Here is a 20,085-nt window from a genome sequence, read left to right as displayed (position 1 = left end):
AACCCACGCTGAAGCCGCCTGAAGAACTCTTCAGCTTCGCTCTGCCACCCTGAACGCATGCGCCTGTTGATCGTGGAGGACGAAAAGCGACTGGCCCTGTCGCTGGCCAAGGGCCTCACCGCGGAGGGTTACGCGGTCGACGTCGTCCACGACGGCCTCGACGGACTGCACCGGGCGAGCGAGGGCACGTACGACCTGGTGATCCTCGACATCATGCTGCCCGGCATGAACGGCTACCGCGTCTGCGCCACGCTGCGCGCCGCCGGGCACGAGGTGCCGATCCTGATGCTCACCGCCAAGGACGGCGAGTACGACGAGGCGGAGGGACTCGACACGGGCGCCGACGACTACCTCACCAAGCCCTTCTCGTACGTCGTCCTCGTCGCCCGGGTGAAGGCGCTGCTGCGCCGCCGCGGCTCCGCGGGACCGTCCCCGGTGCACACCCTCGGCGACCTCAAGGTCGACACGGCCGCGCGCCGCGTCTTCCGCGGCGAGGACGAAGTCACGCTCACCGCGAAGGAGTTCGCGGTCCTCGAGCAGCTGGTCCTGCGGACCGGCGAGGTCGTCTCCAAGGGCGAGATCCTGGACCACGTCTGGGACTTCGCGTACGAGGGCGACCCCAACATCGTCGAGGTGTACGTGAGCACGCTGCGGCGCAAGCTGGGCGCGGCCCTGATCAAGACCGTGCGCGGCGCCGGGTACCGCCTGGAGGCCCCGCGATGAGGAAGCTGTTCGGATCGGTACGGGCCAGGGCCACGCTCGGCGCGAGCCTGGTCGTCGCCCTCGCCCTGGTCGCCGCGGGCGCCGCCGTGCTCCTCTCGCTGCGGGCCAACCTCGTCGACCAGGCGGACGCGCGGGCCGATTCAACCGCCCGCAAGGTCGCCTCGCAGCTCGTCGCGGGCCGGCCGTACGCCGACCTCGACCTGCCGGACGACGAGGACGCGCCCGTCCAGGTCGTCGACGACGAGGGCAGGCTGGTCGCGGCCGGCGAGGACCTGGAGAAGATCAGTGGAACCGGCGTCGACGCGGTCAAGCCCGTCCCCGCCTCCCGGACGCCGAAGCCCGGGAGCGCCGAGGACGGGGAGCAGGGAGAGAAGAGGGAGCAGGGCGAGAAGGGGGAGGAGAAGGGGGAGGAGGACTCCTCCGACGTCGGTGAGGTCGACGACGAAACCGAGTTCACCAACGGCTCCGCCACCGTCGACGGCGAGACCTCCGACTTCCGCTTCGCCGCCGTCGAGGTGACCACCGAGTCCAGGGGCGACCTCACCGTCCACGCGGGCGGCTCGCTCTCCAGCGAACAGAGCGCGGTCTCCACGGCGTTGACGTCCATGCTGATCGGCTTCCCGCTGCTCCTCGCGGTCGTCGCCGGTGTGACCTGGCTGGTGACGCGGCGAGCGCTGCGCCCGGTGGCGGCGATCACCGCGGAGATGTCAGCGATCACCGCGTCGGAGGACCTGGCGCGCCGCGTGCCCGAGCCGGACACGCACGACGAGGTCGCCCGCCTCGCCCGCACCACGAACGAGACGCTCACCGCCCTGCAGACCTCGGTGGAGCGGCAGCGGCGCTTCGTGGCGGACGCCTCGCACGAGCTGCGCAGCCCCATCGCCTCGCTGCGCACCCAGCTCGAAGTGGGCGCGGCGCACCCGGAGTTGCTGGACGTGGACGGCGCCGTCGAGGACACCGTGCGGCTTCAGGGTCTCGCCGCGGACCTGCTCCTCCTTGCCCGCCTTGACGCGGGGGAGAAGCCGGGCGACGCCCGGGTCGACCTGGCGGCCTTCGTCCGCGAGGAGGTCTCGCAGCGGACCGGGGACCACGTCGACGTGCGCACGGATCTGCGGAGCGTCGAGATCGCGGGCTCGCGCGGCCAGTTGGGGCGGGTGCTCGGCAACCTGCTGGACAACGCCCAGCGGCACGCGCGCTCCCGCGTCACGGTCACCACCGGGACCGACGGCGCCTGGGCGGTCCTGGAGGTGGCCGATGACGGCAGCGGCGTGCCGGTGGGCGAACGGGAGCGGATCTTCGAGCGGTTCGTACGGCTCGACGACGCGCGCACCCGCGACGAGGGCGGGGCCGGCCTGGGCCTCGCCATCGCGCGGGACGTGGCGGTACGGCACGGCGGCACGCTCGTGGTGCGCGAGGCGCCGTCCGGTGGTGCGCTCTTCGAACTCCGGCTGCCCAGCCCTCAGTCGTCGGCGGATTGAGGGGTGTCGCGGCCGGCCGTGGCGGAGCGGATCAGGGCTTGCCGCGCTGGGAGCGCAGGTGTTCCGCGATCGGGGTCAGGGCCTTGCGCAGATCTTCGAGTGCTTCGGCGGAGATGAGGTCCACGAAGTGCCGCCGCACGGAGGCGACGTGGTGTGGAGCCACCTTCTGCATGGTCTCCATGCCCTCCTCGGTGAGTACGGTGTAGAGGCCTCGCCGGTCGGACTCGCAGTTCTCACGGCGCACCAGACCCGCGTTCTCCATGCGGGTGATCTGGTGGGACAGGCGGCTCTTGGACTGCAGGGTGGCGGCGGCAAGATCACTCATCCGCATCCGCAGCTCTTCCGATTCGGAGAGATACACGAGAATGTCGTAGTCGTTCATGGTCAGGTTGAACGGCTGAAGGTCCTTTTCGAGCTGATATGTCAGCATCCTGTTGACCTCCACGTGGGTGCGCCATGCGCACTGTTCCTCGTCGGTCAGCCACTGCGGGGCCGTCTCGGTCTCCATGGAATCGATTCTACCTAAGAAGTTGAAAGGTGAACGAATGGTGGGATGTGACGCGCCTCGCAACCCCTGCCTCTCGGAGGGGCACAGGCGTTCGCCGTCACACTCCGCAGACTACCGCTCACAGCCCGAAGCGACGCTGGAGGTCCCCCAGTTGTCCGGGAAGGCGCGGTGTCCCCGGCTGCTGACCCGGTTGGCCCGGGGCGCCCTGTCCGCCGGGCACGCCCGCCTGGTTCGGCACCGCTCCCGCGGCCTGCTCGGGCATGAGCGCCTCCGAGGACTGGAGCAGCACGGTGCCGGCGCCCACGAACTCGAACTGGTGCTCCTCGCCCGAACTGCCGCCGATGCCGGTCAGCGCTCGCACGCCCCCGATCACTCCGGTGAGATATCCGTGGTCGTAGTGGTGGCAGGGTGAAGGGCAGTCCGCCCACCCCACGAGGGCCTGTGGATCAACGCGGATCGGCGGTTCCATGAACACCACCGGGCCGTTCGAAGCGGCGACGAACTTGCCCGTGCCGATGAGCGTCAGAAAGCCCGGAACGATGGATTGCTTCAACGCGAGAGTTGGCTGAAAAGCGAGGAGGTTGCCCGAGCGAATGGTCAGGTTGCCCTCGTTCAAGTCATACGAATTCACGTCGAAGGCCCGGTCGGCGAGGAGCATCTTGCCCTGCCCGTCCGCCACGACCCAGTCGCTTGCGTGCAGCGGCGAATGAAAGCTGGTCCGGACCAGCCGGTCCAGTCGGCCGTGCCCGATGCCGTTGAAGTCGATGCGCCCGTAGTAGGCGATCATCTTCCCCTTCTGCAGGAACCACTGGCTGCCCTTGAGCTCCACGCAGAAGGTGTACGGATTGACGTTGTCGTCGCTCGGCAGCGTCATGGGGTCGAAGACGGCGGGCGCCCCCGCGGGGGTCGAGACGTTGGGGTTCACAGCTTCTCCTCCGAAGCCTGGACGTACACCGCGCCGCTCCCCGACAGCTCCAGCTGGAAGGCCTCTCCCGAGCCGCGGCCCACCATGTCGCGCCAGCCGAGCGCCGTCGAGAGCTTGTTGCGCACGTCGCCGTGGTGGGCGACGTACGCCTGCGGGTCGACGTGGACGGGCCGCTGCGGGGTGATCGGCACCTCGATGACGCCGCCGTGCGCCATGACGGCGACCGCGCCGTGGCCCTTCAGGGTCGTGGTGAACAGGCCCTGGCCGCTGACCTGTCCGCGCACCATGCCCATGACGCCGCCCTGCGCGCCCAGGAACATCGTGCCCTGCTGGAGCGTGCCGTCGAAGGCGAGCAGGCGGTCCGCCTCCACGTAGAGGGTGTCTCCGGAGAGGCCGATCACCTGGATGTGGTGACCGCCGTGCCCGAAGAGGACGGTGCCGCTGCCCTCGACGGTCATGAGGGGGGTGGCCTCGCCCGCGACCCGGCGGCCGATCATGGAGGCGAGGCCGCCCTGGCCGCCCTGGATGTTGGGGGTGAAGGAGACGTCCCCCTTGTAGGCGAGCATGGCGCCGCGCTGGCTGAAGACCGTGTCGCCCGGCCGCAGCGTGGCCTCGACCATCTTCGAATTGATCTCCCGGAACGGCATCTCAGACGTCCCCCGCGATCGTGGTGCGCTCACTGGGCTGTACGTACACCAGGCCGTCGCCCTCGAAGCGGATCTGGAAGGCCTCGCCGCCGCCCTCGCCCATGAAGGTGCGGAAGGTGACGCCGGACTGGAAGCTCTGGCGGACGTCTCCCTGGTGGGCGATGTACGCCCCCGGGTCGACCATCAGCGGGTACTGCCGGGAGACGCGCAGCGCCACCGCCGGTCCGTCCGAGACGATCGCCGCCTGGCCCGTGCCCTCGACCGTCGTCGTGAACAGGCCGTTGCCCTGGGTCGCGCCGCGCAGGCCGGTGAAGCTGGTGCCGGTGCGCAGCCCGGCGTCGGTGCACAGCAGATTGCTCGCCTCGACGTGGAGCTTGTCGCCCGTCAGCCGGACGAGATTGATCTCCGTGGCCCGGTCGGCGAACCAGCAGGTGCCGTGGCCCTTCACCTCCATCACCGTCATCTGTTCGCCGGTGACGCGGCGGGTCACCATGCCCCGGATCCCCTCGCCGCCGCCGGTCATCTTCTTGAACGCCATCTGGCCGTCATAGGCGACCATCGAGCCGTTCTTCGCCTTCACGGCATCGCCGGTCATGTCGACGGCAAGCACTCTGCTCCCTTGGAGCCGGAATGTAGCCACGAATCGACGGTAGCCGCCGCGTACCCGCCCAGAACAGGGTGAAGGCCCCTGAGCGAACCCCGAGAAGACCCCGATGTCACAATGGGGTCGCTTGTGCGTGCGTTCACAAGATCGGCGCCGCCCGGCCCCGCCTCCTCCCGCCGCCCACCCACCGAAGGTGACCCGTGGACATCAAGACCGCCTCCGCCCTCCGCCGCCTCCGTCTGGTCTCCGTGCCCGAGGGCATCTCCTGGATCGTGCTGCTGGTCTGCACGATCATCAAGTACACGGTCGCCGAGGGCTTCAACGTCGCCCCGGTGCTCGGCCCGATCCACGGCGTGCTCTTCATCCTGTACGTGATCTTCTGGCTCGACGCGTGGAACCGTACGAAGTGGGACCTGAAGACGGGCGCCCTCTACTTCGCGTACTCCTTCATCCCCGGCGGCGGGTTCATGGCCGAGCGCAGGCTGAAGCGTGAGGCCGAGGCCGCGGTGATCGCCTCGCGCGCCCGCAAGGAAGGCGTCGTGAACGCATGATCGTCGCCTTCTCCGTGACCCCGCTGGGGGTCGGCGAGGACGTCGGCGAGTACGTCGCCGACGCGGTCCGCGTCGTCCGCGAGTCCGGGCTGCCGAACCGGACCGACGCCATGTTCACGTCCGTCGAGGGCGAGTGGGACGAGGTCATGGACGTCGTCAAGCGCGCCGTCGCCGCGGTCGAGGCGCGGGCCCCGCGCGTCTCCGTCGTCATGAAGGCGGACATCCGCCCCGGCGTGACCGACGGTCTCACCTCCAAGGTCGACACGGTGGAGCGTCACCTCGGCGCGTGAGTCGCCGGCACCCGCACCTCAAGCAGCACAGAAAGCCCCCGCCCTTCCGGGCGGGGGCTTTTTTCGTGCCCCTCACTTGAGCGACCGCTCAAACACCTGTACCTTCCGGTTTGAGCAGTCGCTCAAAAGTACGCTGACGTGGGGGTTTACGGTGAGTCTGTACATCGAGGCACGCATACGCGCCGATCTCGACGACCTCTGGGCCCGCACCCAGGAACCTGACCGGCACCAGCGCTGGGACCTGCGCTTCACCGAGATCGACTACCTGCCGCGCCAGGAGGGGGAGCCCCAGCACTTCCGGTACGCCACGCGCGTGCTGCCCTTCCTGGCCATCGCGGGCACGGGGGTGTCCGCGGGCGAGAAGCGGCGCCCGGACGGCACCCGGACCTCCGCCCTGCGCTTCTCCTCGCCGCACCCCCTCTCCCTCCTCGAAGAGGGCAGCGGCTACTGGCGCTACGTACCGGCGCCGGACGGCGACGGCATCCGCTTCCTCACCGGGTACGACTACCGGCCGCGCTGGGGCCGCTTCGGGAAGGCCGTCGACCACGTGCTCCTGCGCCCCCTCATGGGCTGGGCGACCGCCTGGTCCTTCGACCGGCTGCGGCTCTGGCTGGAGCGGGGCATCACCCCCGAACGCGCCCTGTGGAACGCCGTCGCGGAGACCGCCGCCCGCGTCCTCTGCGTCGTCGCCGCCGTCCTCCTCGCCCCCGTCACGGCCATCGCCACGGCGGCCCTGGTGCTGTTCCTGCCGCCCCTGCCCACGACCCCGGCCGCCCGCCGTTGTCTGCGCACCCCGCCGGAACGCGCCCGCGCCCCCCGCGTCCTCGCCACCCTCGCCACCACCCTCGACACCGCCCGGGAGCAGCGCCCGTGAAGCAGCACGCCTCGATCTTCCGCACGGTGCTCGGCGCCGACTTCGACCGGCTGCACCCGCGTCTCCAGCGCCGCTTCTCCGTGGGCCTCGACAGCGGCGAGGCCTGCACGGGCCGGGGTGTGATGGACCGGATCTGGCGCGGCAGGGGCTTCGTGAAGCCGTTCCTCGCGCTCGGCGGCACCCGCAACATCCTCCTGCCGCGCCAGGGCACGAACGTCCCCTTCACCATCGAGAACGTGCCGTACACCGACACGTACGGCCGTGAGACGGTGACCTTCGTGCGCACCTTCGACCTGCCCGGCGGCCCCCGCCGCTTCGACGCCCAGATGGTCCTCGGCCCCCAGGGCGACCGCGTGCTCGACTACCTCGGCACGCACCAGCACCTCGCCAGCGACCTGCACCTGCGGGTCGAGCCCGACGGCTCGCTCCTGATCCGCTCCGGGGAGCACCGCTTCCGGGAGGGCCCGGTGGACTGCCGCGTCCCCGGGCTGATCGGCGGCGACGCCGAGGTGCGGGAGTCCTACGACGACGCGGCGGGCCGGTTCCGCATCCGGGTGCGGGTCACCAACCGCCGCTTCGGGCCGCTCTTCGGGTACGAGGGGTCCTTCACGGCGACGTATGGCGACGTCCGTACGTGCGGGGTGCGCCCCGGGCTCCGGCCCGTCCGCGAGGAGGCACGCGCGTGAGCGCCGCCAAGGACCCGGCCAAGAGCCGGGAGACCCGGACCAAGCTCCTCGAAGGCGCGCTGCGGACGCTCACGGAGCAGGGCATCGCCAAGGCGTCGGCGCGGAACATCGCGGCGGCCGCGGGGGTCAACCAGGCGCTCGTCTTCTACCACTACGGCTCCGTCGACGACCTCCTGGCGGCGGCCTGCCGGCACGGCACGGAACAGCGGGTCTCGCTCTACCGGGAGCGCCTCGCCGGAATCGAGTCCTTCGCCGAACTGCTCGCCTTCGGGCGGGAGATGCACGAGCGGGAACGCGAGGAGGGGCACGTCGCCGTCCTCGGCCAGCTCCTCGCCGGGGCGCAGACGCAGCCGCGGCTCGCGGCGGCGACGGCGGCGGGCCTCGCGCTCTGGATCGAGGAGATCGAGAAGGTCCTCACCCGGGTCCTGTCCGCGTCGCCGCTCGGCGAGTTCACCGACCCCGTCGGGCTCGCCAGGGCGCTGGGCGCGTCCTTCGTGGGCATCGAGCTGTACGAGGGGGTCGACCCGGCGGGTACGGAGCGGGCGCTCGCCTCGCTGGAGCAGCTGGCCGTCCTGGTGACGGCGGTCGAGGACCTGGGCCCGCTGGCCCAGCGCGCGGTCCGCCACCGGTTGCGCCGTACACGCCCCTAAGAGCACCGCAACCCGGCCAAAACCACCCAACCTAAAACCCCTCGCACGGGGGAACCCCGTTCGACACGCCGGGGAAACTCCACTTTTGTGTGGGTATCGGCACGTTCGATACCGGATCACCCAGAACCTGGAGGGCGCTGTGCGGCAGCCGGAGGGCTACGACTACGAAACCCACAGCACGCTCGCCGGACCGCTCACCGAGCCGGACGGCGACGAGGGAGCAGGAGGGAGCCCCGGACCGTACCGGGTCCGGTACCGCTCGCTGCTGTCCGGCGAACCGCACCGAATACGCGCCGTGCTCCTGATGGCCCTGGCGCCGGTGCTCACCGGTGTCCTGCTGGTCTACCTCGTCTGGCCGACCCACTGGACCGAACGTGAGGGCGCCGACCGCTGGCTGATCGGCCTGGATGTGACGATGCTCGTGGCGATCGGCCTGATCGAGCTCTTCATGCTCGTCAACGTCGTATCGATCGCCCACGCCACGATGGTCGCGAGGGACCCGGTCCCCGTGTTCCCCGAGGCGGGCACCCGCGTCGCCTTCCTCACCACGTACGTGCCCGGCAAGGAGCCCCTCACCATGGTGCGGGCCACCCTCGAGGGCGCCGTCCGGATACACCACCCCGGCCCCCTGGACGTATGGCTCCTGGACGAGGGCAACACCCCCGAGGCCAAGGCGCTCTGCGAGGAGCTGGGCGTGCGGCACTTCACGCGGTACGGCATCGCGGAGTGGAACCGCAAGAAGGGCCCGCACAAGGCCCGTACCAAGCACGGCAACTACAACGCCTGGCTCGCGCTCTACCACGCGGAGTACGACTTCTTCGCGTCCGTCGACACCGACCACGTCCCGCTCCCCAACTTCCTGGAGCGGATGATGGGTTACTTCCGCGACCCGGACGTGGCGTTCGTCGTCGGACCGCAGGTCTACGGGAACTACACGACGCCCGTCACCAAGGCCGCCGAGTCCCAGCAGTTCCTCTTCCACGCGCTCATCCAGCGCGCGGGCAACCGCTACCGCGCCCCCATGTTCGTCGGCACGAACAACGTCGTACGCATCAGCGCGCTCACCCAGATCGGCGGCCTGCACGACTCGATCACCGAGGACATGGCGACGGGCTTCGAGCTGCACCGCCACCGCAATCCGGCGACCAACCGGCACTGGCGCTCGGTCTACACGCCGGACGTCCTGGCCGTCGGCGAGGGCCCGGCCTCCTGGACGGACTTCTTCACCCAGCAGATGCGCTGGTCGCGCGGCACCTACGAGACGCTGTTCAAGCAGTACTGGAAGGCGCCGTTCACGATGCCGCCCGGGCGCCTCTTCTCGTACTCGCTGATGCTCGTGTACTACCCCATGACGGCCGTCAACTGGCTGCTCGGCATCCTCAGTTGCGTCCTGTTCCTGTGGTTCGGGGCCAGCGGCACGCAGGTCGCCGCGTCGGTCTGGCTGATGCTGTACAGCGACGCGGCGGCCCTGCAGATCGGCCTCTACCTCTGGAACCGGCGGCACAACGTGTCCCCGCACGAGCCGGAAGGCTCCGGCGGCCTCGCGGGCATGGCGATGTCGGCGCTCTCCGCGCCCATCTACGCCAAGTCGCTCGGCGCGGCCCTGGTGCGCCGCCCCAGCCGCTTCGTGGTCACCCCCAAGGGCGGCGACGCGAGCCCCGACCGGCTGCTCACCTTCCGTATCCACCTCTTCTGGGCGGTGGTGCTCGCCAGTTCGCTGGTCGCCTCCTTCGTGCTCGGCCACACCCACGTGGCGATGCGCACCTGGGCGGTCCTCGCGATGGTGATCTCGCTGGCGCCGGTCTCGATCTGGGCCTTCTCGCTCGCCAAGGAGCGCAGGGCGGCCCGGCAGGAGCGGCGGACGGAGCGGACGGGACCGCTGGGCGAGGACGCGGAGGGCGAGCCGGAGCCGGCCTTCGCCACCGGCACGACGACAGGAGGGAACTGACCCATGGCCTACCGCCCCTCGAAGCGCACCAGGAAGACGCTGTTCGGAGTCGGCGCGGGCGCGCTCCTGGTGGGGCTGAACGCTCCCGCCGCGCTCTCCTTCGCCGAGGAGCAGTACTACGAGTACAAGATCACCCGACCCGGGTACAAGGCGAAGTACGGCTCCTGGAAACAGGTCGACATCCCCGAGGAGTTCCGGACCAACGCCATCCACGCCGCGCTGCTGCACACCGGCAAGGTGCTGATCGTCGCCGGTTCCGGGAACGAGCAGAAGAAGTTCGACGCCGGGTCGTTCGACACGATCCTGTGGGACCCGAAGAACGACACGTTCAAGAAGATCGACACCCCGGAGGACTTCTTCTGCTCCGGGCACGCCCAACTCCCCGACGGGCGGCTCCTGGTGGCGGGCGGCACCGCGCGCTACGAACTGCTCGACGGTGAGGTGGAGCGGGCGGGCGGCGGCATGCGGGTGAAGAACGAGAACCCGGACAAGCCGGTGACCCTCAAGAAGGGCACCACGTTCCGCTCCCCGTCGGGCGTCGAGTACGTCAGCAAGTTCGACGTCGTCGTGCCCAAGGCCAAGCGGGGCTTCGAGATCACGTACTCCAAGTCCGGTGTGATGCAGCCCTGGAAGACCAAGGTCAAGGCGAGCGAGGCGCGCGTCTTCGTGGAGGCCGTCCAGGGCGGCGCCCAGTCGGTCACCGAGAAGTCGGCGCAGTACGAGATCGAGGGGCTGACCGGCGAGGAGGCCGACAACACCTACGGCATCGCCGAGAAGATCGACATGGAGAAGCAGGACTTCCAGGGGATCAAGGCGGCGTACGAGTTCGATCCGAAGGCCGAGAAGTACCTGCCCGTCGACCCGATGAAGAAGGCCCGCTGGTACCCGACCCTGGTCGGCCTCAAGGACGGCAAGGTGCTCGCGGTCTCCGGTCTCGACGACGTCGGCGTCATCGACCCGGGCGACAACGAGATCTACGACCCGAAGACGAAGAAGTGGACGGACGGGCCCAAGCGGTACTTCCCGACGTACCCCGCGCTCTTCCTCACCAAGGGCGGCAAGCTCTTCTACCCGGCGTCGAACGCGGGCTACGGCCCGGCCGAGAAGGGCCGCGAGCCGGGCCTGTGGGACCTGGAGACGAACAAGTTCGAGAAGGTGCCGGGCCTGGAGGACATGGACCAGACCGAGACGTCGGCGTCCATGCTGCTGCCGCCCGCGCAGGACCAGAAGGTGATGATCATGGGGGGCGGGGGAGTGGGCGAGTCGGACAAGGCCACGCGCCGCACCGCCGTGATCGACCTCAAGGAGGAGAACCCGGCCTTCAAGACGGGGCCCGAACTCCCGCAGGGCACGCGGTACCTGAACAGCGTGCTCATGCCGGACGACTCGGTCTTCACGTCCAACGGCTCGGGCGACTACCGGGGCCGCAGCGGCAGCAACATCCTCAAGGCGCAGTTCTACGACCCCAAGGCCAACGCCTTCCGCGCCGCCGCCTCGCCCAGGGTGGGCCGCAACTACCACTCCGAGGCGCTGCTGCTGCCCGACGGCCGGGTCGCGACGTTCGGCTCCGACCCGCTCTACGACAACGAGCAGAACACCAAGCTCGGCCACTTCGAGCAGCGCATGGAGATCTTCACGCCCCCCGCGCTGCACAAGGGCGGGCAGGTGCGCCCGGTGCTCGGCGAGGGCCCGGAGCAGCTGGCGGCGGACGGCCGCGCGACGTTCAGGACCGAGCACCCCGAGAACCTGGCGTCGGCCCGGCTGATGCGCCCGAGCGCGGTGACGCACACGACGGACGTCGAGCAGCGTTCGATCGCGCTGGGGCTCAGCAAGGGCAGGGGCACGGTGACGGTGGACGTGCCGCAGGGCGACACGGCGCTGGTCCCGCCGGGCTGGTACATGCTGTTCGTGACGGACAAGGACGGCACGTCGTCCGAGGCGAAGTGGATCCACGTCGGCCCGCAGGACTGACCTCCGCGGCCGTCCGGGGAGGCCTTGCCCGGCCTCCTCGGGGGCGCGCGGCGCTCACGCCTGTTTGGCGTTGCGCGCCAGGCCGAGCGCGTAGTCCGGCCACCACTGCCCGGCGGCCGGGCCGCCCCGGCACGGGCCGTCCGAGTCCCCGGGGCGCTTGATCCACAGGACGGCGTCGAGCAGCGGGTCGCCCGTGCGGTCGGTCGGCCGGGCGCCGAGGCCCCGGCCCGGCGGATTGCACCAGGCGTCCTGGCGGTCGCCCGCCAGGGGGCCCTTGCCGTTGCGACTGGTGTCCATGACGAAGTGCTTGCCGCCGACCGTGGCCGACAGCGTGCGGCCGTACTCCTTGGTCGTCGCGTCGCTCTGGAAGTTGGAGACGTTCAGCGAGAACCCGTCGGCCTGGGCGACGCCCGCCTTCTGGAGCGGCTCGGTGAGCTTGTGGGCGTCGTTGATCCAGCCGGGGTTCCCCGCGTCGAGGTAGACCTTCACCTTCGGCTGGCGCTTGAGCCGCTGGATCGCCTCGGAGAGCAGCTGGTAGCGGTCCGCGTGGTACTCGGCGGGGGTGCAGCCGTCCGCGATGTGCGGGATCGCGTCGGGTTCGAGGACGACCAGCGCGGGCGCGGAGCCGATCGCGTCGGCGAAGGCGTTCACCCAGCCCCGGTACTGGTCGGAGCTGCCCGCGCCGCCCGCCGAGTGCTGGCCGCAGTCGCGGTGCGGGATGTTGTACGCGACGAGCACGGCGGTGCGGCCCTCCTTCGCCGCGCCCTTCGTCGCCTCCTCGATGTCGGGTGCGGGGTCGTCGCCGGCCGGCCATACGGCCATGGGCTGCTCGGAGATGCGCTTGAGCGCCGTGGCGTCCTTGGTGCGGCCCTGTCGCTCCCACTGCTCCACCTGGCGTGCGGCGGCGCTGTCGGGGTCGACCCAGAAGGTGCTCGCGGAGTGCCGGGCGGACTCGGAGGCGGGGGCGCGCTCGGCCGCCTCCCGCGTCTCGGGCCCGGACTCCGACGAGCAGCCCGCCGTGAGCCCGAGGGCGGCGAGGGCCGCGAGTGCCGTGAACGTGCGCAGCGCCTTGGACGTGCGGAGCAGCCGGTGCATCCAGCCCCCTTGGGCGGTGGTGACGGTGACGGTCAGTCAGCCCGGCAATCGTTACATAAAGGACTATTCAAGCTCTTGTGCCACACCGCCCCCGGCGCCGAGCGCGATACCGAGCGGCGTGCACTCGTAGAACACCCGGTGCCCGTACCGCCGCGACATCAGCAGCCCGGCGCCCCGCAGCGCCGCCAGGTGCGCCGACACCGACGACGGCGCGAGCCCGAGCCGCTGCGCCAGACCCGACGTGGTGTCCGGCACGGCGAGCGCGGCGAGCACCCTGGCCCGGCCGCGGCCGAGCAGCCGTACGAGCGAGTCGGGCGTACGGTCGTCCGGCTCCGCCCAGAGCGCGGCGATGCCCCGCACCGGATAGGCCAGCGTCGGCTGCCACGGGGGTTCGAAGCCGCTGACCACGTCCGGCCAGGAGAAGACGCTCGGGATCAGGACGAGCCCCTGCCCCGACAGCTCCCGCACGTGCTCGTCGCGCCACTCCACGGTGAGCGTCCCCGCGTCCCACGACAGGCGCCGGTCCAGCTCCGGGAGCACCCCGCCCAGGCCGACCTCCGCGAGCCGCCGAGAGTGATAGGCGACATCGGCCTCCAGGAGCGTGCGCAGACGCGGCCAGTCCGGCTCGACGAGGGCGTGCCAGGCGGCCTCCAGCGTGTCCGCGAGCTCCCGCACCGCGCCCGCGGGATCGGCGAGCAGCGACCGGCCCAGCGGTGAGCGCGCGGCGCCCGGGGTACAGGCGAGCGCCCGCGCGATGTCCTCCCCGGCGGCCGCGGGGTCGGCCGCGCGGACGCCCGCGATCTCCTCCGCGAAGCGGGCGGCGGGACCGATCGGCGGCGGTCCGAGGAAGTCGGGGGAGTGCCCGCGCCGGGGCATCAGGAGCCACAGCGCGGAGAGGTCGAGCCCGCGGCCCGCCGCACGGATCCGGCGCAGCCAGCGCGGGTGGTAGGCGTGCCGGTCGGGGCGTTTGAGGGTACGGACGGCCTCCTGCGTCTCCCACAGCGGCGACACCGCGAACCGGCAGCGCAGCAAGTCGTCCCGACCGAACCGCAGATGAAACGGCACGCAACCCCCCTCACCGGTTCCGCCGGACTCACCGGCCCGCCAGATTCTCACTGGGCCCGCCGGTCCCGCCGGACTCACCGGCCCGCCGGTCCCGCCGGTCCCGCCAGGCTCTCGCCGGTCCTGCCGGACTCGCCGGTCCCGCCAGGCTCTCGCCGGTCCTGCCGGACTCGCCGGACCCGCCAGGCTCTCGCCGGTCCTGCCGGTCCTGCCGGTCCCGCCGGGCCCGCACCGGCCCTCTCCGGATCCCCGCCGGACCCGCCCCGGCCCTCTCCGGACTCTCACCGTCCTCCCGCCGGGCGCCGAAGATTCGCCCGGGGCCGAAACTTTAGGGCAGGACCGGCGCCCGGCGGGAGGCTGCGCACATGTCCAGCGTCCGCCCCGCCCCCGCCGCCGAACCCTCCGGCTACGCCCGCGTCTTCGCCGTACGCGAGTTCCGCGCCGTCTTCGTCGCGCACGCGTTCTCGCTGCTCGGCGTCGTCGTCAGCGAGATCGCCCTGACCGTGCTCGTCTACGGGCTCACCGGGTCACCGCTGCTCGGCGCGCTCACCTTCGCGCTCGGCATGCTGCCGTACCTGGTCGGCGGGACCCTGCTGGCGGGGATCGCCGACCGCTGTCCGCCGCGGCGCGTGCTCGTCGTGTGCGACGTGGTCTGCGCCGGGTGCGCGGGCCTCATGGCGCTGCCCGTGACGCCCGTCGCCGCACTGCTCGCGCTGCGCTGCCTCATCGCCCTCGTCGCCCCCGTCTTCAACGGCACGCGGACGGCGACCCTCGCCGACGTCCTCGGCGACGGCGACCTGTTCGTGCTCGGCCGCTCCCTGCTGCGGATCGTCTCCCAGAGCTCCCTCCTCGTCGGGTTCGGGCTCGGCGGCGTGCTCCTCACCCTCGTGACGCCGCGCGCCGCCCTCGCGGTCACCGTCGGCACGTTCACGGTGTCGGCGCTGGTGCTGCGGTTCGGCACAAGACGGCGGCCCGCGCGCGGGAGCGGCGGCGGCACGCTCGTGCGGTACTCCCTGAGCGGTGCCCGGCAGGTGCTCGGCGACCGGCGGGCGCGGGCCCTGCTGCTGCTCTTCTGGGTGCCGCCCATGTTCATGGTCGCCCCCGAGGCGCTCGCCGCCCCCTACGCGGACGAGATCGGCATCGGTGCCGGGGGCGTCGGACCGCTCATGTGCGCCCTGCCGGTGGGCACGGTCGCGGGCGAGCTGTACGCGGGGTCGGCGCTGTCCGCGTCCGCGCGCGCCCGCATCGTGCTGCCGCTCGCCTCGCTGGCCCTGGTGCCGTTCGTCTCGTACGCGTTCACCCCCGGCCTCGTCCCGGTGCTGGTGGCCCTCGCGCTCGCCGGGGCCGCGTCGGCGTACACCCTGGGCCTCGACCGCTGGTTCCTCGACGCCGTGCCCGAGGAGCTGCGGGGCCGCGCGATGACGGTGCTCACGGCGGGGCTGATGACGGTCCAGGGGGTGGGCATGGCGCTGGCCGGCCTCGCCGCGGAGTTCTGGGCGGTGAGCACGGTGGTCGCGGGGGCGGGGGTGCTCGGCACGGCCTGCTGTGTGCTTCTCGCGCTGGAGGTGCGGCGCACGCGGAAAGACGCTGCGGACGGCCGCCGGGCGCCCGCGACCGAATTGCGAGACGGGGCTGACCAGCATGTGACCGACGGGTAAGGTCGATGCCGTGCCGAAGCCGCTCAGCCTCCCCTTCGATCCCATCGCCCGCGCCGACGAGCTCTGGAAGCAGCGCTGGGGGTCCGTGCCGGCCATGGGTGCGATCACCTCGATCATGCGTGCGCACCAGATCCTGCTCGCCGAGGTCGACGCGGTCGTCAAGCCGTACGGACTGACCTTCGCGCGGTACGAGGCGCTGGTCCTGCTCACCTTCTCGCAGGCGGGCGAACTGCCGATGTCGAAGATCGGCGAGCGGCTCATGGTGCACCCGACGTCGGTCACGAACACGGTGGACCGCCTGGTCAGGTCCGGCCTGGTCGACAAGCGCCCGAACCCCAACGACGGCCGCGGCACGCTCGCCTCCATCACGGGGAAGGGCCGCGAGGTCGTCGAGGCCGCGACGCGCGAGCTCATGGCGATGGACTTCGGCCTCGGCGTGTACGACGCGGAGGAGTGCGGGGAGATCTTCGCCATGCTCAGGCCCCTGCGGGTGGCGGCGGAGGACTTCGAGGAGAAGTAGGAGTTGCACGTTCCGGCCGGGGCGGGGGCGGCGAAGATCGCGCAAAACGGGCCGTTACGCTCGTAGCCATGAAATCCAGCGTGCTGACCCGCTACCGGGTGATGGCTTACGTCACCGCCGTCATGCTCCTCATCCTGTGCGCCTGCATGGTGGCCAAGTACGGCTTCGAAAAGGGCGAGGGCCTGACCCTGGTGGTCTCCCAGATCCACGGAGTCCTCTACATCATCTACCTGATCTTCGCCTTCGACCTGGGCTCCAAGGCGAAGTGGCCGTTCGGGAAGCTGCTGTGGGTGCTCGTCTCGGGCACCATCCCGACCGCCGCGTTCTTCGTCGAGCGCAAGGTCGTCCGCGAGGTGGAGCCGCTGATCGCGGACGGCTCCCCGGCCACGGCCAAGGCCTGACCGAGGTCTGACCGAGGTCTGAGCAAGGTCTGAGTAAGGCCTGAGCAAGGCCTGACTCCCACCGCCACGGACAGGTCCGTGGCGGTTGCCCATCGACTTTTACTAGGACGTCCTAGTAAATTCGAGGGTATGGACGCTGAAGCGATCGAGGAAGGCCGCCGGCGCTGGCAGGCCCGTTACGACAAGGCCCGCAAGCGCGACGCGGACTTCACCACGCTCTCCGGGGACCCGGTCGACCCCGCCTACGGGCCGCGGCCCGGGGACACGTACGAGGGGTTCGAGCGGATCGGCTGGCCCGGTGAGTACCCCTTCACGCGCGGGCTCTACCCGACCGGGTACCGCGGCCGGACCTGGACCATCCGCCAGTTCGCGGGCTTCGGCAACGCCGAGCAGACCAACGAGCGCTACAAGATGATCCTGGCCAACGGCGGCGGCGGCCTCTCGGTCGCCTTCGACATGCCGACCCTCATGGGCCGCGACTCCGACGACGCCCGCTCGCTCGGCGAGGTCGGGCACTGCGGTGTCGCCATCGACTCCGCCGCCGACATGGAGGTCCTCTTCAAGGACATCCCGCTCGGCGACGTGACGACGTCCATGACGATCAGCGGGCCCGCCGTGCCCGTCTTCTGCATGTACCTCGTCGCGGCCGAGCGCCAGGGCGTCGACCCGGGCGTGCTCAACGGCACGCTCCAGACCGACATCTTCAAGGAGTACATCGCGCAGAAGGAGTGGCTCTTCCAGCCCGAGCCCCACCTGCGCCTCATCGGCGACCTGATGGAGCACTGCGCGCGCGACATCCCCGCGTACAAGCCGCTCTCCGTCTCCGGCTACCACATCCGCGAGGCCGGGGCGACGGCCGCGCAGGAGCTCGCGTACACCCTCGCGGACGGCTTCGGGTACGTGGAACTGGGCCTCTCGCGCGGCCTGGACGTCGACGTCTTCGCGCCCGGCCTCTCCTTCTTCTTCGACGCGCACGTCGACTTCTTCGAGGAGATCGCCAAGTTCCGCGCGGCCCGCCGCATCTGGGCGCGGTGGCTGCGCGACGAGTACGGGGCGAAGACGGACAAGGCGCAGTGGCTGCGGTTCCACACGCAGACGGCGGGTGTCTCGCTCACGGCCCAGCAGCCGTACAACAACGTCGTCCGTACGGCGGTCGAGGCCCTGGCGGCCGTCCTCGGCGGCACGAACTCCCTGCACACCAACGCCCTGGACGAGACCCTCGCGCTGCCGAGCGAGCAGGCCGCGGAGATCGCGCTCCGTACGCAGCAGGTGCTGATGGAGGAGACCGGCGTCGCCAACGTCGCGGACCCGCTGGGCGGCTCCTGGTACGTCGAGCAGCTCACCGACCGCATCGAGGCCGACGCCGAGAAGATCTTCGACCAGATCAAGGAGCGGGGGCGCCGGGCGCACCCGGACGGGCAGCACCCGATCGGTCCGATCACCTCGGGCATCCTGCGGGGCATCGAGGACGGCTGGTTCACCGGCGAGATCGCCGAGTCGGCCTTCCAGTACCAGCAGTCCCTGGAGAAGGGCGACAAGCGCGTGGTCGGCGTCAACTGCCACCACGGGTCGGTCACGGGTGACCTGGAGATCCTGCGGGTCAGCCACGAGGTGGAGCGGGAGCAGGTCCGGGATCTCGCGGGGCGCAAGGGGCGGCGGGACGACGCGGTGGTTCGGGGGGCGCTGGAGGCGATGCTGGCGGCTGCGCGGGACGGGTCGAACATGATCGCCCCCATGCTGGAGGCGGTTCGGGCGGAGGCGACGCTGGGGGAGATCTGCGGGGTGCTTCGCGATGAGTGGGGGGTGTACGTGGAGCCGCCGGGCTTCTAGCTGGGCGTGGCTCGCGCGGTTCCCTGCGGGGCCCTGCGGGGTGGCTGGCTGTGGGTGGGCTTCTGTGGCTCGTGGGGGCTTGTTGCGCAGTTCCCCGCGCCCCTTGGGGGGCTGGTGGTGCGTGGTTTTCTGCGGGGTGGTGGGGGCTTGTCGCGCAGTTCCCCGCGCCCCTAGGGGGCTGGTGGTGCGTGGTTTCCTGCGGGCGTCGCGGGTTGAGCGCGCAGTTCCCCGCGCCCCTGGGGGGCTGGTGATGCGTGGTTTTCTGCGGGGTGTTCGGGGTTGCTCGCGCAGTTCCCCGCGCCCCTGGAGGGGGCGTCGTGCGTTGTCGGCTGCGGGGGAGGGGGTTTCAGGGGCGCGGGGAACTGCGCGACAAGCCCCGTAGGGGCGCGTAGGGGCGCGGGGAACTGCGCGAGCAAGCCCCGGAGGGGCGCGTGGGGGTGCGGGGGACTGGGTGAGTGAGCCCCGCCGCCCGCGGACGCCGCACCCGGCGGGCCGAGCGAATTCGTAGGTTTAAGGCCCAGGGGCCAGGGCAGGCGCCCGCCCGGCCACCCACCCCCGTCCCAGGAGTAACCGTGACCTCGACCGGCCACGCCCGCACCGCCGCCATCGCCATCGGAGCCGCCACCGCAACCGTCCTCGGCGCGCTCCTCCTGGGCGGTTCCGGCGAGGTGAGCGCGAGCCCGCCGACCGAGCCGAAGGTGCAGGACGCCTTCGACTCCCTCGGCCCCGAGGTGCACGCGGCGAAGCTCTCCGACGGCCGCACGGCGCACTACTCGGACACCGGCAACAAGGACGGCAAGCCCGTCCTCTTCATCGGCGGCACCGGCACCAGCGCCCGGGCCTCGCACATGACGGACTTCTTCCGCACGACTCGCGAGGACCTGGGCCTGCGCCTCATCTCCGTGGAGCGCAACGGCTTCGGCGACACCGAATTCGACGAGAACCTGGGCAAGGCCGACTACGCCGAGGACGCCCTCCAGGTCCTCGACAAGCTCGGCGTCGACGACGTGTCCGTGATCGCGATATCCGGCGGCGGCCCCTACGCCGCCGAGCTCGCCGCCCGGGCCCCCGAGCGGATCTCGCAGCTCCACCTCGCGGCCGCCCTGCCGCCGTACGGCACGAAGCCCGCCTACTGCGGCCTCTCCGACGACGCGCTCGCCGCCGCCGTGAAGGACCAGATCAAGGACCCGCGCAAGTGGTGGGCCTTCCCCGACGACAGCCCCGTGAAGTCGATCCCGGGCTTCGCCGACACCGCGTACGAGGAAGGGGCGCGCACCTACAACCAGCGCGGGCAGCAGGCCGACCCCGCGCCCCAGGTGCACGAGCAGAAGCTGTACTGCGGCCGCCCCGGCCCCGACCTGTCGAAGCTCGACGCCCCCGTCTACCTCTACGGCGGCAAGAAGGACACCACCGTGCCGCCCGCCACGCTGAAGGCCTGGCAGGACGCGCTGCCGGGCGAGGAGCGGGTGCGCACCTACGCGGACTCCGGGCACGACGTGCAGTACCGGCACTGGGACCAGATCCTGGTCGACCTGGCCGGGCACGGCGACCGCACGGTCGTCTGCAAGGGCGACAAGACCCGCGTTCTGATCGCCCGCGAGGCCGACCGCCTCGTCGCCAAGGGCAAGGCGGAGCTGGGCAGCTGCGCCTGGGCGAAGAAGTAG

The 20,085-nt window shown here is 71.2% G+C and carries 20 protein-coding genes; 14 read left to right on the top strand and 6 right to left on the bottom strand.

Features of this window, described 5'->3' with window-relative positions:
- The first annotated feature begins 57 nt into the window (after positions 1-57).
- On the top strand, positions 58-723 hold the full coding sequence (locus ACZ69I_RS16635; protein WP_470832887.1) for a response regulator transcription factor: 666 nt from the start codon (positions 58-60) through the stop codon (positions 721-723).
- Entirely contained in the window at positions 720-2,201 is a 1,482-nt protein-coding gene (locus ACZ69I_RS16630; RefSeq protein ID WP_470832885.1) for a sensor histidine kinase, read from the top strand. The genes ACZ69I_RS16635 and ACZ69I_RS16630 overlap by 4 nt, the downstream gene beginning before the upstream one ends.
- A gap of 31 nt (positions 2,202-2,232) precedes the next feature.
- Here the strand turns inward: ACZ69I_RS16630 and ACZ69I_RS16625 are convergent, their stop codons facing one another.
- From ACZ69I_RS16625 to ACZ69I_RS16610, 4 genes are all read right to left on the bottom strand, one after another.
- Positions 2,233-2,709, bottom strand: a complete 477-nt coding sequence (locus tag ACZ69I_RS16625; protein WP_055564215.1) for a MarR family winged helix-turn-helix transcriptional regulator — start codon at positions 2,707-2,709, stop codon at positions 2,233-2,235.
- 118 nt (positions 2,710-2,827) lie between these two features.
- Positions 2,828-3,583 (bottom strand): AIM24 family protein, encoded by a 756-nt coding sequence (locus ACZ69I_RS16620; protein WP_470833142.1) that lies wholly within the window; start codon positions 3,581-3,583, stop codon positions 2,828-2,830.
- A 47-nt stretch (positions 3,584-3,630) separates the two neighbouring features.
- Positions 3,631-4,281: an AIM24 family protein gene (locus tag ACZ69I_RS16615; protein ID WP_467671417.1), complete on the bottom strand. Its 651-nt coding sequence runs from the start codon at positions 4,279-4,281 to the stop codon at positions 3,631-3,633.
- A 1-nt stretch (position 4,282) separates the two neighbouring features.
- Positions 4,283-4,921, bottom strand: a complete 639-nt coding sequence (locus tag ACZ69I_RS16610; RefSeq protein ID WP_470832882.1) for an AIM24 family protein — start codon at positions 4,919-4,921, stop codon at positions 4,283-4,285.
- A 164-nt stretch (positions 4,922-5,085) separates the two neighbouring features.
- Here ACZ69I_RS16610 and ACZ69I_RS16605 point away from each other — a divergent pair, with 164 nt between their 5' ends.
- The 7 genes from ACZ69I_RS16605 to glxA all read left to right on the top strand — a co-directional run bounded on the left by ACZ69I_RS16605 (position 5,086) and on the right by glxA (position 11,855).
- Entirely contained in the window at positions 5,086-5,436 is a 351-nt protein-coding gene (locus ACZ69I_RS16605) for a DUF3817 domain-containing protein (RefSeq protein ID WP_467671421.1), read from the top strand.
- Complete coding sequence (locus tag ACZ69I_RS16600; RefSeq protein WP_467671423.1) at positions 5,433-5,726, top strand: MTH1187 family thiamine-binding protein; 294 nt, start codon at positions 5,433-5,435, stop codon at positions 5,724-5,726. Before ACZ69I_RS16605 ends, ACZ69I_RS16600 begins: the two co-directional genes overlap by 4 nt.
- Positions 5,727-5,877: 151 nt before the next feature.
- Positions 5,878-6,600: a hypothetical protein gene (locus ACZ69I_RS16595; protein ID WP_467671425.1), complete on the top strand. Its 723-nt coding sequence runs from the start codon at positions 5,878-5,880 to the stop codon at positions 6,598-6,600.
- Complete coding sequence (locus ACZ69I_RS16590; protein ID WP_470832879.1) at positions 6,597-7,286, top strand: DUF4166 domain-containing protein; 690 nt, start codon at positions 6,597-6,599, stop codon at positions 7,284-7,286. Before ACZ69I_RS16595 ends, ACZ69I_RS16590 begins: the two co-directional genes overlap by 4 nt.
- Positions 7,283-7,936, top strand: a complete 654-nt coding sequence (locus ACZ69I_RS16585; protein WP_470832877.1) for a TetR family transcriptional regulator — start codon at positions 7,283-7,285, stop codon at positions 7,934-7,936. Before ACZ69I_RS16590 ends, ACZ69I_RS16585 begins: the two co-directional genes overlap by 4 nt.
- A gap of 139 nt (positions 7,937-8,075) precedes the next feature.
- Entirely contained in the window at positions 8,076-9,884 is a 1,809-nt protein-coding gene (locus ACZ69I_RS16580; RefSeq protein ID WP_470832876.1) for a glycosyltransferase family 2 protein, read from the top strand.
- A gap of 3 nt (positions 9,885-9,887) precedes the next feature.
- On the top strand, positions 9,888-11,855 hold the full coding sequence (gene glxA, locus ACZ69I_RS16575; RefSeq protein ID WP_470832875.1) for a radical copper oxidase GlxA: 1,968 nt from the start codon (positions 9,888-9,890) through the stop codon (positions 11,853-11,855).
- A 54-nt stretch (positions 11,856-11,909) separates the two neighbouring features.
- On the opposite strand, the gene ACZ69I_RS16570 is transcribed toward glxA, so the two are convergent.
- Both ACZ69I_RS16570 and ACZ69I_RS16565 read right to left on the bottom strand, forming a co-directional pair.
- On the bottom strand, positions 11,910-12,950 hold the full coding sequence (locus tag ACZ69I_RS16570; RefSeq protein ID WP_470832873.1) for a glycoside hydrolase family 6 protein: 1,041 nt from the start codon (positions 12,948-12,950) through the stop codon (positions 11,910-11,912).
- Positions 12,951-13,013: 63 nt separating this feature from the next.
- Positions 13,014-14,015 (bottom strand): ArsR/SmtB family transcription factor, encoded by a 1,002-nt coding sequence (locus ACZ69I_RS16565; RefSeq protein WP_470832872.1) that lies wholly within the window; start codon positions 14,013-14,015, stop codon positions 13,014-13,016.
- A gap of 362 nt (positions 14,016-14,377) precedes the next feature.
- On the opposite strand from ACZ69I_RS16565, the gene ACZ69I_RS16560 reads away from it, so the two are divergent.
- From ACZ69I_RS16560 to ACZ69I_RS16540, 5 genes are all read left to right on the top strand, one after another.
- Positions 14,378-15,670, top strand: coding sequence for an MFS transporter (locus ACZ69I_RS16560; RefSeq protein ID WP_470832871.1), 1,293 nt, complete (start codon positions 14,378-14,380; stop codon positions 15,668-15,670).
- 10 nt (positions 15,671-15,680) lie between these two features.
- Positions 15,681-16,190 carry a MarR family winged helix-turn-helix transcriptional regulator gene (locus ACZ69I_RS16555; protein WP_470832869.1) on the top strand — a complete coding sequence of 170 codons (510 nt, stop codon included), beginning with the start codon at positions 15,681-15,683 and terminating at the stop codon, positions 16,188-16,190.
- A gap of 68 nt (positions 16,191-16,258) precedes the next feature.
- On the top strand, positions 16,259-16,591 hold the full coding sequence (locus ACZ69I_RS16550; RefSeq protein ID WP_389721249.1) for a DUF3817 domain-containing protein: 333 nt from the start codon (positions 16,259-16,261) through the stop codon (positions 16,589-16,591).
- A gap of 129 nt (positions 16,592-16,720) precedes the next feature.
- Positions 16,721-18,421, top strand: coding sequence for an acyl-CoA mutase large subunit family protein (locus ACZ69I_RS16545; protein ID WP_470832867.1), 1,701 nt, complete (start codon positions 16,721-16,723; stop codon positions 18,419-18,421).
- A 572-nt stretch (positions 18,422-18,993) separates the two neighbouring features.
- Positions 18,994-20,085, top strand: coding sequence for an alpha/beta fold hydrolase (locus ACZ69I_RS16540; protein WP_470832865.1), 1,092 nt, complete (start codon positions 18,994-18,996; stop codon positions 20,083-20,085).

The sequence above is a fragment of the Streptomyces sp. NPDC036815 genome (assembly GCF_055609205.1).
This window is presented reverse-complemented; position numbering and strand designations above follow the sequence as displayed.